This is a genomic window from Hymenobacter citatus (genome assembly GCF_014333615.1).
Classification (GTDB): domain Bacteria; phylum Bacteroidota; class Bacteroidia; order Cytophagales; family Hymenobacteraceae; genus Hymenobacter; species Hymenobacter citatus.
Window position 1 is genome coordinate 100,147 of record NZ_JACSCY010000017.1, and the last position, 17,087, is coordinate 117,233.

At 58.8% G+C, this 17,087-nt stretch carries 15 protein-coding genes; 9 read left to right on the top strand and 6 right to left on the bottom strand.

Features of this window, described 5'->3' with window-relative positions; all coding sequences use genetic code 11:
- Window positions 1–96 precede the first annotated feature (96 nt).
- Entirely contained in the window at window positions 97–1,062 is a 966-nt protein-coding gene (locus tag H8B15_RS17745) for a formylglycine-generating enzyme family protein (RefSeq protein ID WP_187320987.1), read from the top strand.
- A 164-nt stretch (window positions 1,063–1,226) separates the two neighbouring features.
- On the opposite strand, the gene H8B15_RS17750 is transcribed toward H8B15_RS17745, so the two are convergent.
- From H8B15_RS17750 to H8B15_RS17765, 4 genes are all read right to left on the bottom strand, one after another.
- Window positions 1,227–2,474 carry a glutamate-5-semialdehyde dehydrogenase gene (locus H8B15_RS17750; protein ID WP_187320988.1) on the bottom strand — a complete coding sequence of 416 codons (1,248 nt, stop codon included), beginning with the start codon at window positions 2,472–2,474 and terminating at the stop codon, window positions 1,227–1,229.
- Between the two features lie 97 nt (window positions 2,475–2,571).
- Entirely contained in the window at window positions 2,572–3,657 is a 1,086-nt protein-coding gene (gene proB, locus H8B15_RS17755) for a glutamate 5-kinase (RefSeq protein WP_187320989.1), read from the bottom strand.
- Between the two features lie 111 nt (window positions 3,658–3,768).
- Window positions 3,769–4,098: a DMT family transporter gene (locus tag H8B15_RS17760; RefSeq protein ID WP_187320990.1), complete on the bottom strand. Its 330-nt coding sequence runs from the start codon at window positions 4,096–4,098 to the stop codon at window positions 3,769–3,771.
- Window positions 4,099–4,183: 85 nt separating this feature from the next.
- A complete protein-coding gene (locus H8B15_RS17765) occupies window positions 4,184–5,719 on the bottom strand; it encodes a SulP family inorganic anion transporter (protein WP_187320991.1) in 1,536 nt (511 codons plus the stop codon).
- A 341-nt stretch (window positions 5,720–6,060) separates the two neighbouring features.
- On the opposite strand from H8B15_RS17765, the gene H8B15_RS17770 reads away from it, so the two are divergent.
- A complete protein-coding gene (locus H8B15_RS17770) occupies window positions 6,061–6,990 on the top strand; it encodes a LysR family transcriptional regulator (protein ID WP_281383958.1) in 930 nt (309 codons plus the stop codon).
- A 513-nt stretch (window positions 6,991–7,503) separates the two neighbouring features.
- Here H8B15_RS17770 and H8B15_RS17775 read toward each other — a convergent pair.
- Window positions 7,504–8,394 carry an SDR family oxidoreductase gene (locus H8B15_RS17775; RefSeq protein WP_187320992.1) on the bottom strand — a complete coding sequence of 297 codons (891 nt, stop codon included), beginning with the start codon at window positions 8,392–8,394 and terminating at the stop codon, window positions 7,504–7,506.
- 253 nt (window positions 8,395–8,647) lie between these two features.
- Between H8B15_RS17775 and H8B15_RS17780 the strand changes: the two genes are divergently transcribed.
- From H8B15_RS17780 to H8B15_RS17810, 7 genes are all read left to right on the top strand, one after another.
- Window positions 8,648–9,064, top strand: coding sequence for a winged helix-turn-helix transcriptional regulator (locus H8B15_RS17780; protein ID WP_187320993.1), 417 nt, complete (start codon window positions 8,648–8,650; stop codon window positions 9,062–9,064).
- 429 nt (window positions 9,065–9,493) lie between these two features.
- A complete protein-coding gene (locus H8B15_RS17785) occupies window positions 9,494–9,835 on the top strand; it encodes a hypothetical protein (protein WP_187320994.1) in 342 nt (113 codons plus the stop codon).
- Window positions 9,836–10,146: 311 nt separating this feature from the next.
- A complete protein-coding gene (locus tag H8B15_RS17790) occupies window positions 10,147–10,827 on the top strand; it encodes a helix-turn-helix domain-containing protein (RefSeq protein WP_187320995.1) in 681 nt (226 codons plus the stop codon).
- A gap of 129 nt (window positions 10,828–10,956) precedes the next feature.
- Entirely contained in the window at window positions 10,957–11,535 is a 579-nt protein-coding gene (locus tag H8B15_RS17795) for a Crp/Fnr family transcriptional regulator (RefSeq protein WP_187320996.1), read from the top strand.
- 69 nt (window positions 11,536–11,604) lie between these two features.
- Entirely contained in the window at window positions 11,605–12,006 is a 402-nt protein-coding gene (locus tag H8B15_RS17800) for a RidA family protein (RefSeq protein ID WP_187320997.1), read from the top strand.
- Between the two features lie 371 nt (window positions 12,007–12,377).
- Complete coding sequence (locus H8B15_RS17805) at window positions 12,378–12,929, top strand: TetR/AcrR family transcriptional regulator (RefSeq protein ID WP_187320998.1); 552 nt, start codon at window positions 12,378–12,380, stop codon at window positions 12,927–12,929.
- A gap of 51 nt (window positions 12,930–12,980) precedes the next feature.
- Window positions 12,981–13,967, top strand: coding sequence for an alpha/beta fold hydrolase (locus H8B15_RS17810; protein ID WP_187320999.1), 987 nt, complete (start codon window positions 12,981–12,983; stop codon window positions 13,965–13,967).
- 454 nt (window positions 13,968–14,421) lie between these two features.
- Here H8B15_RS17810 and H8B15_RS17815 read toward each other — a convergent pair whose 3' ends face one another.
- Window positions 14,422–16,911 (bottom strand): PAS domain-containing sensor histidine kinase, encoded by a 2,490-nt coding sequence (locus tag H8B15_RS17815; protein WP_187321000.1) that lies wholly within the window; start codon window positions 16,909–16,911, stop codon window positions 14,422–14,424.
- Between the last annotated feature and the right edge of the window lie 176 nt (window positions 16,912–17,087).

Sequence of the window (17,087 nt, forward strand, 5' to 3'; positions counted from 1 at the left end):
CAAAGTCTAAGCAAGCCGCAATTGTGTTGCTTCTACAAAAAGCGTCTGTCGAAATTTATTTTTGCTGTACTTCACTGCCCAATCTCCTTTTTCGGTATGCTGAGGCGTCGTTTTCTGCTGAAGAGTGTAAGTATCGGTAGCTGGGTAGTGGCACTGAGCGCCTGTGAGTCCGGGCCACTTGCGCAGCGGCAGTATTCTTCTACCATCACCGTATTTGCCCACGAGCCGGCGCAGAAAATGGCTCCAACCACCGCCCCGCCCGCCACCATACCGGCCGGCATGGTATACGTGCCCGGCGGCTACACCCAGATTGGTGCCGCCGATGGTTCAGCGCAGGAAAAACCCATGTTTTGGGTGCTCGTGAAGCCTTTCTTAATAGATCAGCACGAAGTGACGGTAGGCCAGTTTCGGAAGTTTGTGCAGGCCACCGGCTACAAAACCGAGGCCGAGCACTTCGGCAACGGCGGCGTGCTAGACGAAACCACCAAGCAATGGGGCCTGAAAGATGGGGCCAACTGGCAGTTTCCCTACGGCCCCGAGGCCGGCCCTGCCGCGCCCAACCAGCCCGTCACGCAAGTGTCGTGGAACGATGCGCAGGCCTATGCCAAATGGGCCGGCAAGCGCCTACCCGACGAAATAGAGTGGGAGCACGCCGCTCGCAACGGCCGCAACACCCGCACACTCTACCCCGCCGGCGACAGCCTGCAAGTGCATGGCAGGTTCACGGCCAACACCTGGAACGGCACCTTCCCCGACTTCGACCGCCAGACCGACGGTTTCCACTACGCCGCGCCGGTAGGCTCGTTCGGCACGTCGCCGCTGGGCCTGACCGATATGGCGGGCAACGTGTGGGAATGGTGCGCCAACTACAAGCTTACCTACGCCAACATCATGGACTCGGTGGCCGTGGCCAACTCGCCTACCACCGAGCGTGCCCAGCGGGGCGGCTCTTTCCTATGCGAGCCGGGCTGGTGCCACGGCTACCGCGTGTCGGGTAGGGCGGGCAGCACCTCCGAAACCGCCCTTATGCACGTGGGCTTTCGGTGCGTTAAAGATTTGTAGCTCCTTGCGGTCGTCTGCCGGTCCGACGCCGTAGGCGTCCGACCGGTTGCCGCCTGGTGCTGTTCGCGCTAATAGGGGTAGGAGAGGCAGGCGTCAGCACGAGGCTCGGGCAACGACGACCGGTCGGACGCCTACGGCGTCGGACCGGCGGACGACGCGTGCAGTTACGCTCGTACTTGCCCGTCGCCGCGCACCTGCCACTTGTAGCTGGTTAGCTCTTCCAGGCCCATCGGGCCGCGGGCGTGCAGCTTCTGCGTGCTGATGCCGATTTCGGCGCCCAGCCCAAACTGCGCGCCGTCCGTGAAGGCGGTGGAGGCGTTGGCGTACACAGCGGCGGCGTCCACGGCGTTCAGGAACCGCTCGATATGCGCCGCATCTTCCGACACAATAGCCTCGCTGTGCTTGGAGCCGTGGCGGGCAATGTGGTCCAGCGCCTCGTCGAGGCTCCCTACCGTCTTCACCGCCAGCTGCAACGACAAAAACTCGGTGCCGAAATCCTCGGGGCGGGCAGGTTGCAGCAGCTCGGCGGGATACACACCGCGCAGGGCAGGGTAGGCGCGCTCATCGGCGTGCAGCAGCACACCGGCAGTGGCCAGTGGAGCCAACAGGGTAGGCAGGTCGATCAGGCGGCTTTCGTGCAGGAGCAGGCAGTCCAGCGCGTTGCACACGCTCACACGGCGCGTTTTGGCATTGTTGATAATGGCCCGGCCCTTGGCGAGGTCGGCGGTTTCGTCGAAGTAGGTGTGCACGATGCCCGCGCCGGTTTCGATGACGGGCACGCGGGCATTGTCGCGCACGAAATCAATGAGTTGCTGGCTGCCGCGCGGAATCAGCACATCCACATAGCCCACGGCTTGCAGCAGGGCGGCGGTGGCTTCGCGGTCGGCGGGGAGCAGGGTAGCCACGGCGGGGTCGAGGCCGTGCTGGCGCAGCACCTCGTGAATCACGGAGATAATGGCGCGGTTGGAAAAATCGGCATCAGAGCCGCCTTTCAGCACGCAGGCATTGCCGGTTTTCAGGCACAGCGCCACCACGTCGAATGTCACGTTGGGCCGCGCTTCGTAGATGATGCCCACCACGCCCAGCGGCACGCGCACTTTGCGCAGGTGCAGGCCGTTGGCGAGGCCGGTTTCGGTAAGCACGTTGCCCAGCGGCGAAGGTAGGGAGGCCACATTACGCAGGTCGTCGGCAATGGCTTGGATGCGCGCTGCCGAGAGCTGGAGCCGGTCGTACTTGGGGTCGTCGGAAGCCATGCGGGCCAGGTCCTTGGCGTTTTCAGCCAGAATAAACTCGGTTTGCTGCAAGGCCGCCTCGGCAACGCTTTGAAGTACTGCGTTGATGGTATCAGCGGAAATCTGTGCGAGGGTTCGGCTGGCTTGCTGCGTCGCTTCGAAGGTATGTGTCAGGTTCATAGGCGTGGTTTCTGTCAGCTGTTAGCTGCTGGCTGTTAGCTGTTAGCTCTAATCACAAACGAAAGCTATCAGCTAACAGCCAGCAGCTAACAGCTAATTACTCAGCGTTCAAAAACAGATAATCGTAGTGCACCAGCGGCTTCTGCTGCTGCTGGCCCAGCCGCTCGCGGGCGGTAGTGGCGTCGTATTCGGCCATGCCCAGGCCCACGGCGCGGCCGTCTTCGGCCAGCAGCCGGATGATGTCGCCTTTCTCAAACTCTCCTTCCACGGCCACCACGCCCACCGGTAGCAGGCTGGTAGCCTTGCCAGGCGCCGTGAGGGCCGCGCAGGCGCCCGCGTTGAGGCGCACCGTGCCCTTGGCGGCCGGCTCGGCGTGGGCCAGCCATTTTTTGCGCCCCGAGGCCGTGCGGCTGGGTAAGAAGCGTGTGTTCACGACCTCTTCGCTCAGCACGCGGGGCAGCACGTTTTCGGTGGTGCCATTGGCAATGTGCACCGCAATGCCCAACTGGGCTACTTTGTGGGCCATGTGGCACTTGGTAATCATGCCGCCGCGCCCGAACTGTGAGCGTTGGGTGGTCACAAACGCCGAAAAATCGGGTGTGTCGGAGCCAATTTCGCGGATAACCTGTGAGGCCGGGTCTTTCGGGTCGCCACTGTAGATACCGTCCACATTGCTGAGAATTAGCAGGGCATCGGCGTCGAGCATGGCGGCGAGCAGGCCCGCCAGCTCGTCGTTGTCGGTGAACATCAGCTCCGTCACGGATATCACATCATTCTCATTCACAATCGGAATGATGTTGTTTTGGAGCAGCGCCCGGAAGCAGTTCTGCATGTTGCGGTAGTGTTGCCGGTCGCGGAAATCTTCTTTGGTCACCAGCACCTGCGCGCACGTGAGCTGGTGGCGGGCCAGCAGCTCGGCGTAGGTGGTCAGCAGTTTCACCTGCCCCACGGCAGCCAGCAGCTGGCGGCTGCTCACGGCATCGGCCTTTTCGGGTACTTGCACCAGACTGCGCCCCGCTGCCACCGCCCCCGACGACACCACAATCACCTCCCGCCCCGGCTGTTTGAGGGCAGCAATCTGCTCTACCAGGTGGGCAATGCGGGCCAGATCGGGCGTGCCATCGGCCTGGGTCAGTACGTTGGAGCCAATCTTGACGACGAGACGATGGTAGGGTAGGGGCATTTTTTTGAGCTGTTAGCGAGTAGCTGTTAGCTGTTAGCTATCAGCCAATGGCTTCAAATATGGGTAATGAAAAGCTAACAACTAACAGCCATCAGCTAGCAGCTAAACTAATTACCCATTTGACACGAACTTCAACCCGATGATGGAGGCAATGAGCGTGGTCAGAAAAAAGACCCGCCAAAAGTCGGCCGGCTCCCGGAACACCACGATGCCCACCAGCACTGTGCCTACGGCCCCAATGCCCGTCCAGACGGCGTATGCTGTGCCGATGGGTAGGGTTTGGGTGGCGCGGTAGAGTAGCGTCATGCTGAGCGTGAGAAAGGCGAAGAACCCCAACAGCCACATAGTAGCCGTAGTGCCGGTGGTTTCTTTCATCTTGCCCAGGCAGGCCGCAAAACCGACTTCACATAAACCCGCAATAAATAAGAGAAGCCAAGGCATAGTGAGCAGGAACAGGGTAGGGTACGAAAGACGGTCCTGCTTCGACTCCACTCAGCAGGACGGGCTAATTATGAAAGCATAACGTTTATTCTGCCGTATCGGCCACCACTTTATACGTGGGGTCTTCCCAGTAATTCACATCAATCAGTGCCTGGGCGTTGGTGAGTAGGCGGCGGCAGTCGGGGCTGAGGTGGCGTAGGTGCAGGGTTTTGCCCAGCTTGGCGTAGCGTTCCGTAAGCTTGTTGAGGGCTTCGATGGCCGATAGATCGGTCACGCGGCTTTCGCGGAAGTCGATGATAACTTCCTGCGGGTCGCCGGCCGGATCAAACTTCTCGTTGAAGGCCACCACGGAGCCGAAGAACAGCGGCCCGAAAATCTCGTAGTGCTTGCGGCCCTGCTCGTCGAGGTGCTTGCGGGCACGGATGCGCAGGGCGTTTTCCCAGGCAAAGGCCAGCGCCGAAATCACCACGCCCATGAGCACGGCCAGCGCCAGATTCTGCGATATGGCCGTAATGAGCGTCACCAGCGCCATCACCACTACATCGGTGAGCGGCATACGGCCAATGATGCGCAGGCTGGCCCACTCAAAGGTGCCAATGACCACCATAAACATCACGCCGACCAGCGCCGCCAACGGCAGCCGCTCAATCAGCGACGAGCCCACCAGCACGAACAGCGCCAGCGCCCCCGCCGCCACAATGCCCGACAGCCGGTGCCGCCCCCGCGACTCAATGTTCACCATGGTTTGGCCAATCATGGCGCAGCCGCCCATGCCGCCCGTCAGGCCCGAGGCCACGTTCGCGAGGCCTTGCGCCACGCAGTCTTTGTTGCCGCGGCCGCGGGTGTCGGTCAGCTCGTCTACTACCGTCAGAGTCAGCAAGCTCTCCGTCAGGCCCACCAGCGCCATAATGAGGGAGTAGGGAAACACCAGCGCCAGCGTATCCCAGGTGAAGGGAATGGCTGGCAGGTGGGGGAGGGGTAGGCCGCCGCTGATGGACGCAATATCGCCCACCGACTTGGTGGGCAGGTTGCCGAAAATGACCAGCGCCGAAACCACCAGAATAGCCACCAGCGACGACGGCATGGCCTTGGTGAGCTTGGGTAGGAAATACACAATGGCCATGGTGAGCAACACCAAGCCCATCATCAACCACAGCGAAGCGCCCGTGAGCCAGTGCGTGGCACCGCTGGCGTCTTCGGTCTTAAACTGTTCCAACTGCGCCATGAAAATGATGATAGCCAGGCCATTCACGAAACCAAACACCACCGACTGCGGCACCAGCCGGATAAACTTTCCCAGGCGCAGCAGCCCTACCCCTATCTGAATCAGGCCCATGAGCGCCACAGCGGCAAACAGGTACTCTACGCCGTGCTGCTCTACCAAACTCACAATGACCACGGCCACGGAGCCGGCCGCACCCGAAATCATGCCTGGTCGGCCACCCAGGATGCTGGTAATCAAACAAATAATAAACGCCGAACCGATGCCCACCAGCGGGCTAACGTGGGCCAGCAGGGCAAAGGCCACTACTTCGGGTACCAGGGCTAGGGCCGTGGTGAGGCCAGCCAATACTTCGTCCTTTGGGCTGTAGCCCTTGGTTAACTTATCAAGCAGAATCATGCAAAAAGGGAGTGCTCCGACCAGCGTGCGCAGTCGGTTAGAACAGCCGTGAGCGGCTGTCTATTAGAAAATCAGAAAACGTAGAAACGCGCGAAAAGGCCGCTACAGAAGGTAGGGGCCAGGGAACTGAGCCAAGGCTGCTCAGGGTGGAGTAGGAATGGGCGCGAGAAGGTAAATCGTCATAACGATGCCGCAAAGGTACGGCAGCGAGCCTTATAACTCGTGTGTAATGCGTAATGTTGAGTTGTGGGGGTAGTGGTAAAAGGGTAGGAAAACACTAGAAACCAACGTAATAGGCAGTGATAGGTAAGAAAACCTGCCGCGCCAGAGCCTACCTCAACATGCAACACGCACAACGCAACACTTCCTCAAAGATGCTTTCCTACCCGCACGAAGTTTTCCTGGAAGTGGCCCGGCAGCTGAGCTTCACCAAGGCTAGCCAAACGCTGTTCGTGACGCAGTCGGCGGTGAGCAAGCAGGTGAAGGCCCTGGAAGAGCATTACAAAACGGGCCTGTTTGAGCGCCTCGGCAATACCGTGAAGCTGACGCCCGCCGGCGAGCTGTTGTACCAGAAGTTGCTGCTGGCCCGGCAGCTCCAGCACGAGCTGCACCGCGATATGGCGGCGCTCAGCGAGGCGTTTTCACCGCAAGTACACATGGTGATTGGGGCCAGCACCACCATTTCGCTCTACGTGATTCCGCCGGTACTCTCGGCCTACCTCAGCAAATTCCCAAACACCCAGCTCACGCTCAAAAACCGCAACAGCGAGAACATCCTCAAGGCCCTGCTCGACCACGAAATCGACCTGGGCATTATCGAAGGCATCCACAAAGTAAGCAACGTGACCTATACGCCCCTGCTCACCGACGAGGTGGTGGCGGTATGCTCGGCGCGTAATCCGTTTCGGCAGAAAGAGTTGCTAGCGAAGGACCTACTGCGGGTGCCCGTGGCCCTGCGGGAGGTAGGCTCGGGCACCTTGGCGGTGCTGGAAGAGGCCTTGGCCGAAAAGGGTATCAAGCTCACCGACCTACCAGTGAAGGTGCGCCTGGGCGGCACCGAAGCGCTCAAAAACTTTGTGCGCGTAGATACGTGCCTGGCTTTCCTACCCCGCCAGGCCGTGACAAAGGAGCTAGCGGCCGGCGAGCTGGTAGAAGTGCCCGTGCACGACCTGAACCTGGTGCGCCACTTCGACTTTGTGCAGCGCAAGGGCACCGAAAATAACTTGCCCTATAAAACCTTCGTGCAGTTTGCGCAGCGCTATTACAGGTGAGCCGGTAGGGTAGCTTTGGTTAAAAGCTTGGTATAGCGGGTAAACGAGCCAATCAGCAGCTTTACCTAGCTCATGCTGTGCGGTGGTAGAGCCAGAGAGGTATGGTGACTGTTGTAGAAGCTTTCCAAGCGAATTCAGCACCTCATTCGCTGTACCTAAAGTGCGCTGCAAAGGTATAGCAGTACCTCTTTGGTCGTGCTCCCCTTCACCACCCGCGCGCCCGGCACCTGGGGCCGCCACCACCTCGCTCGTCCAGGGCCACGTAGCTGCCATCGGCCAGGATAGGGTTGGTGGCGGCGACCACAAGGCGGCCGACTCAGGGGCACATAAAGGGCCCCAACGTAGCCCAGGCCGATAAAGTCGATGGTTAGAGAAGACAGGGTAGGGGAAGTTTGGGGGAGCAGAAGAAAAACACTGCATCTGGCAGGCGCCGAAAATGGTCGGGGAGAACCAGTTCGCCCTGGTAGGACCTTCTCCTAGAGAAGGTCCTACCAGGGCTGGGGACTTATGCCCCTAGGCAGAAGCCGCCGCTGCACGCGGTGAGGTCTCGGAGAAGTACTGCAGCTTCAAGTACTCGGGCAGTGAGGTGGGCTTGCGCCCCAGCAGCCGCTCCACCGTGTCGTGCGTGTCGGCCAGCATACCGTGCTTGGTTGCTAGGCCCCACTGGGCGAAAAAGGTGGCCACGGGGGCGGGGAGGCCAGCCGCTACTTTCTCGGCCACGTAAGGCTCCTGTTCAAGGTTGTGGTAGGCAATGGACCGGCCCGTGAGCCGGGAGAACTCGCGGGCTACGTCGTGGAAAGAGTAAGCCTCGCTCCCGCTCAGCGTGTATTCTTGGTTGTCGTGGCCTTCGCTGGTGAGCAGGGCAGCCGTGGCGGCGGCTAGGTCGGTGCGCTTGATAAAGGCTACTTTGCCGTCGCCGGCGGTGAAGCGAATTTCTGTCTCGGGCACCTCGCGCCCAATCAGAAGCAGCAAGCTGTCGAAGTAGTAGCCGTTTCGGATGATGGTGTAGGTCAGGCCCGAGGCCTTTAGGTAGGCTTCCGTGGCCAGGTCGCTTTCCGTCACCTGGGGCATCACGAAGTTGGAGCTGCGCTGGATGCTGGTGTAGAACAGATGCTTGACGCCGACCTGCTTGGCCGCATCAATCACGTTGCGGTGCTGGATGGTGCGGTCGGTGAAGGCCACGGCGGACACCAGCAGCACTTTCTCGATGCCCTGAAAAGCCTGCACCAACGAGTCGCGGTCGAAGTAGTCGCCTTGGCGCACGTCCACGCCGCGCGCCACTAGGTCGGTGGCTTTGCTGGTGTCGCGCACTAGGGCGGCAATTTCCGAGGCCGGAGTGGTGGTGAGCAGCACGTCAATGGTTTCGTGGCCTAAACCACCAGTGGCTCCTGTTATTAAGATCATGGGAAAAAAAGTTGAAAACCACGACTGCGTGGTCGGCAAGAAAAGGATATAATGAGCAGAAGAAACAGCCCGTGGAAAGCGCAAGTCGCAAGAAATGGTGCAGAGGCCGTGAAGGCTCCAGAGGATGTTTTGACGCCGAACCGGCCGGGTGACCAGTAGCAAGGCAACCAAAAAACACCTATATTTACTTGCAATTTGCAAGTGCAAATATAAGCTAATAAGCTTGCAAAAAGCAAGTAAAAATATTTTTCTCATGAAGGAGCTTAAACAGCGTTCTACCTGCCCGGTCAGCACCTCGCTCGACGTGTTGGGAGATAAATGGACCCTGCTGATTCTCAGGGATATGGTATTTTCAGGCAAGTCCTCGTATGGGCAGTTTCTGCAATCGGCCGAAAAAATGGCCACCAACGTGCTGGCCGACCGCCTGGCGCTGCTTGAGGCGCAGGGCATCGTCACCAAGACCGTGGCCGCCGATAAGAAATCCAAGTTCACCTACCGCCTAACAGAAAAAGGGGTAGATGTCGTCCCCATTATTGTTGAGCTGGTGCGATGGGGCGCCAAGCACGCCGCCACCATCGTCGATCCAGCCCTGCTGGCCGAACTAGAGTCCGGGAAAGACGCGGCTGTGGCCAAGTACCAGCAGCTGGCCCGCGACAAGGCCCTGGCCTAATCCCAAAGCAGTGGGCCGCGCCAAGCGAAGGCAGCGGCCGGCACCGCTCGCTCGAAGATTGCGCGGGTCAGCAACGTGCTTAGTGGCAAGCTAAAAACGACGCCCACTCTGCCTGTATAGTATTCCCTACGGCCTGCAACTGGACCGCACAGCCTATCACACCAGGGTATACGATGCCAAGCTCACGGCCGAGCAAGCAGATGGCTAGTTTGGGTGGAGGCTATTCCGGCACAAAGTCGTGGAGCTGGACTATGATAAGGGACTGCTGATGCTGACCGTGCACGCGCAGCTGCTGCCGAGGGTAGCCCGGGGCAAGCGCTACACGAAGCTCGCCCTGACGTTTGCCAAAGACAAAGACCTGCTGCTCATTCCAAGCTCCATCAAGCAAAGCGGCGTGGTTAATACGGATTCGATACAGGCTATTAGCGCATGGCGCTGCTGGACGGATACCCTGTTGCAGCAAGCGGCTTTCCCACCGCAAAGATGCCCGTTCTCAGCAAGGCCCTCAGGAAGGGAGCGCAGGGAAATGAAATGTCGGTCCTCACCGCGCAACTCGCCACCTTACAACTCGGCCCTTACCAGCTCAAGCAGGTTCTCGTGCAGCTGCTGACGACCAACAAGCCGCTACCAGGCAAAAATATGCACCTGCTGGGCAACGAGGTCTTGAAGCGATTCAAGGTGCTGCTGGACCTGCAACAGAACATCGTCTACCTAAAACCCAACTACTTCTATACGGCCGACTTCATGGACTACAAGGAAGCGGACGCTTAGGTAGACAGGTAGGTAGGGCTATCATGTTTTGCCCTTTTACGCTTATGCAAGTACCTGCGAACATACACGCTCATGCGCATGTCGTCTGGCCTACTCTTGCAGAAAATAGGCAGCAGAGCCGTTCTCCGTAGAAGGGAAACAGAGCGTTCTACTGCTCTTCTACTTACGCTGCGAAATCCTACGTAGGCGCGCCAGCGACGACGGCATTGTGCCAGGTGCCCGCGCAAGAAGGGTCCCATTCTTGTGGCATCTCTGGTAGCGAAGCCTTCCTTATTCTGCTGCTCTTGCTCTACTATAAGCCTCCTACTTGCATGTTTCTTGCCCAAAACGGCACGCGGCCAGTTGCCGGCCGCACCATTACCTATACCAGTCTGCCCCCACACTCAGCTACCATTCAAGCCGTCATCGTCGAACTCCGCCACCCGTTGGCCGAGCTGGACAATGGCGCACTGGTCCCCGTGAAGGCCCTACACGTCGTCGTGACGGATGAGCGCTGGCTTCCCATCCAAGACTTTGCCGACCAGTACCTGCTCTCCTCACATGGCAAAGTGGTCAGCTTAGGCTACCGGCACACGGACCGGCAACGGCTTCTGCAGGCTTCCGGCGCCCAGCGCTACCCCTCTGTCAGTCTCTACCATGCGGCCGGGATGAAACAAGTGGGACTGAACCGACTGGTAGCCCACCACTTTCTGCCGCCCCCGGCGCAGGAGCGCTTTCGGCATGTGATTCCCAAGGACGGCAATCATCTGAATCTACATGCAGAGAATCTGCAGTGGGTCGATCAGCGCGAACAGGAGGACCAAGCAGTGCTGGAGCGGTTTCACCGCTGTGGCGCCCGCAACGCTAACAGCAAACTCACACCGGCGCTTGTGCGCGAAATTCGCGCCCTGGCTGCGCAGGGGCACAGCTACCAGCAACTGGCCACTCGGTTTGGCGTCAGCCGGCCCACGGTCTCGCTCCTCGTGCGACGCCTCACCTGGCGGACCGTATAGCTGGCATACACGAAAGTCCTTTACATGAGGCGCTTCTTTCGTTGCAAGAAGGCAGCATCAGTGCAGTTAATGAGCCGGCTCCTTGCACCACACAACCCATACCCACAACGGCTGCGTAGGAAAAGCGCTATGCCACACCCGTTACGAGAACACCTAGAGCAAGTAGTCTCGCTCACGAACGAAGAGTTCGCCTTGGTGCTTTCCTACTTCAGCTGCCGTCGCTTTCGTAAGCACCAGTTTCTACTCCGGGAAGGAGAACGTGTGCCCTATATCTACTTCGTGGTGCAGGGGCTACTCAAACTCGTGCACACCGACTCGGCGGGCCGAGCGCACATTGTTTCATTTGCCCTGGAAGACTGGTGGGAAGGAGACTTTGCCGCCTATCTGGCTCAGGCCCCGGCCACGCTCTCTCTGCAGTGCGTGGAGCCGACAACGGTGTGGTGTTTGCCGCTGGCCGGCTACCAGCAGCTCTGCGCCCGTCTCCCTGCAATTACCTACTTCTTCATGGTCAAGTTCGCCCGGGGTGGCTTGGCGGCGCAGCAGCGTATTCTCTCGCTGCTCACCTTGCCAGCCAAAGAGCGATATGAGCGACTGCTACACCAGTATCCTACATTGCCACAGCGGGTTTCGAAAACACAGTTGGCTGCCTACTTGGGCGTTTCGCGCGAAACCTTAAGCCGGCTGGCCGAGCAACGTCCCCCAAAATAGTGCGGTAGATCACAGGTGATGCGTGAAACCGGGTGAGACCTTTGTCCCCGTATCCACACGCACTCAACAATGGAAAAAAGAATTAGTAATCCCTGGCAGTGGCAAGCAACAAGTGCCTATAATCAGGCCGTCGAAGTACGACAACCGTCTGCCACGCTCTACTGCGCGGGCCAAGCAGCTATTGATGCCAACGGCATCCCCAGCACGGGCGATATGCGAGCCCAGTTGCAGCAAGTACTCCGCAACGTGGAGCAGGTCGTAACGACAGCCGGGTACCACCTGCGCGACATCGTACACATCCGCCTATACACCACGGATACGGCCGCATTATTTGGCCCGGAGGGCTGCTTTGATGTATTTACCAATTGGGTAACCCAGCATGCCATCCAAGCCGCAGCCACGATGGTGGAAATCAACTTTTTGGCGTATGAGGGACTAAAAGTAGAGATGGAGGCCATTGCGGTACGCTAACCAGCAAACCCGTCAGCCCCTCATACTGGAACAAGCAGCTGCCTGGTTTAAGCAAACGGAATCGGAAAGAGGCGCCACCATCAAATGCAGTGGCGCCTCTCTCCTTAGTATGCTAACAAATAGCGTTTAATCCCTCTTGAACGAAGAAAGCCTACCCTATGCGTGGTAATTGTTATCCGTCACATGTTCTCTTCTCTGGGAGCGAGTGGTAAAACACCCTTCAAGCGAATCGTCAGATTGCGATGCTCTTGCGCTATTGTTATCTAAGTCCCTTTCTCGCAAGCCATGGAATAGTATATACTTCATGTGTTCTGAAAAAGAGCAAACCGGATGTCTCAAATTAGAGACATTTTACTACCTTTGCCTCACCGATGCCGCCTACCCAACAAGCCATTATCGATGCCGCTATCGACGTGTTCAACGAGGACTACTCCGCCTCGTTGGAACAAGTCGCTGCGCAAGCCGGCGTGACGCGGCGCACGTTGCACCGCTATTTTACGGGCCGCGAGGAGCTGCTTGCCTGTTGTGAGTTAGAGATGCAGCGCACTTGCCGCCTGGCCTTAACCCAGGCCTTGGACAGTTCCACGGATCCACTTACACAGCTGGAAAACATGCTCTATGCCGTCGTCGACTGCGGGGCGAAGTACTCGTTTTTTCATAAGCTGCACACGCGGCCGCAACATCGAGGCATTCCCCATGCGGGTGAAGCCGACTACGATGTGCTACACGGACGCTACCGCCGCATCGTGGAACAATTGCAGGCAAAAGGTATCATTAGTCCCCACATCACGGCTGAATGGGTCAAGATGCTCATGAGTGGTATCGTCTCGGCTACCATTCATGCCGATTCGTTTGGGGCAGTGGATGCAGCACATGTGAAGCAGTTCGCCTGGTTCTCCTTCAGCAAAGGCATTGGGCTTTAACGCTTTTTATTTATTCACTCATGTCTCAAATATGAGACATAACCTCATCTTATGAGCGCACTTCGCACCCGTATTGTCGAAGCCAATGGCTTGACTATGCAATTCACAGAGCAGGAGCAGGGTGAAGGCCCATTGGTAATTCTCTGCCACGGCTTTCCCGAAACTAGCTACGCGTGGCGCCACCAGTTGCCGGCCCTAGCGGCTGCAGGCTTTCACGCTGTGGCACCCGATATGCGCGGGTATGGTGGCACTACTCGCCCAGAGAGCAGTGACCAATACACCCTCTTGCAGCTGGTCGGAGACTTGGTTGGCTTGCTGGATGCGTTGTCTGTAGAACAAGCCGTCGTAGTAGGTAATGATTGGGGCGCTACTGTGGCTTGGCACGCGGCCCTGTTACGGCCCGACCGCTTCCGGGCCGTGGTGGCCTTGGGTGTGCCGATGATGGGCCAACCACCAGTGGCACCCACACGGCTTTTTCCGCAGACCGAGGAGGCCCTGCATTACACGCTCTACTTCCAGCAGCCTGGCTTGGCCGAAGCCGAGTTCGAGCGACAAGTACCCCAAACGCTGCGCAAAATCCTGTTCGCAGCCTCGGGCGAGGCTGGTCCCCGGCAGCCGGGCGACGGGACACCCACCCCTTTCGGCATGGTGTCCCGGCAGCAGGGTTTACTGCCCCCCCTGCCAGAGCCAGTTACGCTACCCAGCTGGCTGACGGAAGCGGACTTGGACACCTATGCAGCTGCCTTCGCCGCCAGTGGCTTTGCCGGAGGGTTGAGCTACTACCGAAATCTGGATCGTAACCGCGAACTGCTAGCCCCTTTCCACGGTCTGCCAGTGCAGGTACCGGCCTTGTTTCTAATAGGGCAGCGGGATGTAGGCCTGAGTATACCGGGAATGCGGGAGATTATTGCGACGATGCCCAGTCTAGTACCCCAATTGCGGCCTGTTCTTGAGGTACTGAATGCAGGCCACTGGTTACAGCAGGAACGACCGGAAGAAGTAAATACTGCTCTTATAGCCTTTTTGCAGAGTCTATAAGCAGTTTTCGCTTGGGTCCAGGAGTAAGGTAAGATGCACATTGACGAAGAAAGTCCCTCGGATGAGAGGCTTTCTTTGTTTAAGCTCACTGTTGTGTTCACAACCTTTGTGCTACAGTGCGCCTTAACAAAAGAAGCAAACGTTTTGCTTGAGCAACTGCGCGGCTAAGTAAACTGCGCCACTCGCCTCGCTAACTGTTTCTGATACCTTCACTGAAGAGATTCACACCACGTGACCACCCTGACCCAGTGGCAGCTGCTGTCATAAAAAGAAACCATGAGCCAGCCGGCCCCAGGTAGTTCAGGACTTGCATCGCTTGCCCCGAGCGTAGCTGTGGAGCTCTATGCCGGCTTACAGCACATCCTTTGTACATCTGATGGCTTTGCCAGGCGCGCAGTACGCGAGTAGTGGCCTAGTTGCACGGCGTCCAGACTGTGGAGTTAGCCGCTGTCAGTTATAGCGAGCGGGCAAACCGGACGATAAACGTACTGCCTACGCCAAGTTGACTGCGCACCGCAATGTCTCCACCAGCGTGTTCAACCATGCGCTTGACCATGTACAGCCCCACTCCCGCGCCCTCGACGTGGGTGTGATAGCGGCGGAACATGCCGAATAACCCTGTTTGTCGGGCCAAGTCGATACCCAGCCCGTTGTCTTCTACTTCCAGCACAAAGTGTTGCGCTTCCACACGGCAACGGATGCAGACGATGGGTGGCCGCTCCGGCGCCCGGTACTTCAGCGCGTTGCTGAGTAGATTGTAAATGACCGAGCGCACGGTTTTGGCTGGCACAGGTAGGGCCGGGCAAGCGGCCACCTCCACTTGTACCCTGGCCCGGGCCACGGCCAGCAACGGGGTCAGGTCCAGTTCAACCTCAGCAATAACCGTAGCCAGATCCACGGGGGCCGTTGCGCCAACATCCGATTGCAACTGCGTTATCTCGGTCAGGTGACCCAACGTGCTACGGAAGCGCCCGACAGCATCCTGCATCAGCGTCAGCACGTGAGCTGCCGTAGCGCTCCAGTGGCCTGCGGTCGTTTCTTCCTCCAGTACCTGAACCAGCCCCTCAATATTGTTGATAGGCGCTTTCAAATCGTGCGAAGCCGTGTACACAAACGTGTCCAGGTCCACGTTGGTGCGCATAAGCTGAGTGTTACTCTGATGGAGTTCCTCATTTTTGGCTCGCAACTTTTCATTGATGGCTGCCAGTTCCTCATTCAGGCTCTGTACCTGCTGGCGCGCCCGTACCTGAGGGGTGACGTCCATGGCCACGCACATGATGCCGGTAATACTTCCCAGGGCATCACGCAGGGCCACGTAGGTGAAATTATAATAGCCGGTTTCTCCGGCGTGGTGATGCGGCATTCTCGCCGCCTGCTCTTGGGCCACGTACGTTTCGCCCGTGCGCCAGACATGCCCGAGCAAGTCCCGGTAGCCTTGGCCGGCCAGCGCCGGGAACATGTCAAAGTAGCGTCGGCCCAGGAGCTGTTCGGGTGCGGAGTGGAGCATCTTCCCCATGCTGGGGTTCACTACTTCGTAGACGTACTCAGCGCCGCGCAGCACGAAAATGGCGACTGGGGCCTGCTCAAACACCGCCCGCAACTGCTGCTGCTGCGCTTCCCGCTCCCGGCGGGCCAGCACTTGCTGGGTCACATCGTAAGCATAAGTAACAAAGCCGTTAATCTGCCCGGCCTCGTCGTACCGGGCCAGGTAGGTGAGGTCAAAGTAAATATCCTCAATAGGACCGTCCTCGGTGCGGACCAGCGGCACCAGGACTTCGCTTTCCTGGAAGGGTTCCCCCGTATCGTAGACGTGGTGCAGAATGGCCATCAGCGGCTGGTCGGCCACCTCGGGCAGGGCATCCACCAGACGTTTGCCCAGTAGCTTGCGGCCGGGAAACATGGCCTGGTAGCCGGGGTTTACAAACTCATACACCCACTCCGGCCCGTCGAAAATGCAGATGGCAGCCGGGGCCCGCATAAACAGTTCGTGCCATTGTCGGCGCTGGCGCTCAGTGGTGGCGCGGGTCGCCTCTAACTCGTGGGTGCGCGCCTGAACGTGGGCTTCCAGTTCCTGGTTGAGCTGCTCTAGCTGCTGGCGGGCGCGCACCTGTTCGGTGACGTCGGTGCCGACGGTGAAAATACCGCTGACACGACCGTCGGCCCCGCGTTGGGGTTCAAAGACTACATTCCAGTACACCTGCTCCGACCGTCCATGGCGGTGCAGGGTAGTAGCTTGCTCATAGACCGTGTGGGGGGTGCCAGTGGTAAACACGCTTTCGAATAGGGCGACGACCTCGGGCGTAGCCGTTTCCGGCAGCGCCTCAAACACGGGCCGGTGTAACACCTGGTCTAAAGTGCGACCCCAAAGGGCTAGCGTAGTCGCGTTTGCCATCTCGATGTGAAACGCAGGGCCCTGGTACACCGCCACAGCTACCGGCGCTTGCTCGAGGAAGTGCTGGAACTCGGTGCGCTGCTGGGCTGCCGCCGCGCGGGCTGCTTGCTCACGGGCCTGACTTTGCTGGAGCTGCCGCTCGGCGTGGTGGCGAGCCGTAATATCCTGCACAGATTGAATGATGAACTGCACCTGGCCCTGCGCATTGAGCACGGGCGTGTGCCGCAGCTGCCAATGACGCTCCACAAACCGGCCGGGCTGGGTGCGGTCGGGCACGTCGTAGTGCTGCGGGGGCATCTCGTGCGGCTGCTTGGTCGCCATCACTTGTTCCAACGATGCGCGAACATTGACCACGGCATTGGCGTCGGGCGTCTCGGGGTTCTCGGGGAAGGCGTCGAAGACGTACTGCCCCACAATAGTGGCCCGCTCCGTGAGGGTTGCGGCCAGATAGTCGTCGCTGGCGCCCACAATCATCCAGTCCGGTGACAGTAGTAAGGTAGCGCCAGGCTGAGCATTGAAGACGGGCAGCAAATCGAGTGGTAACTGGGGCATTACGAGAGCGGTCGAGTCAGAGTAGCAAGTACGAAGCAGAAGGATAGGTAGCGAAAGCGTAAATAAAAAAGCAATTAACCCTAGCTGATAGGGTGTTGTTGTAGGCTTCCCTGTCCGGTAGGCCAGTGAAAAATAGAGGTCAGGCGGCTTGACGAAACTCGGTTGGGGTCATAAAG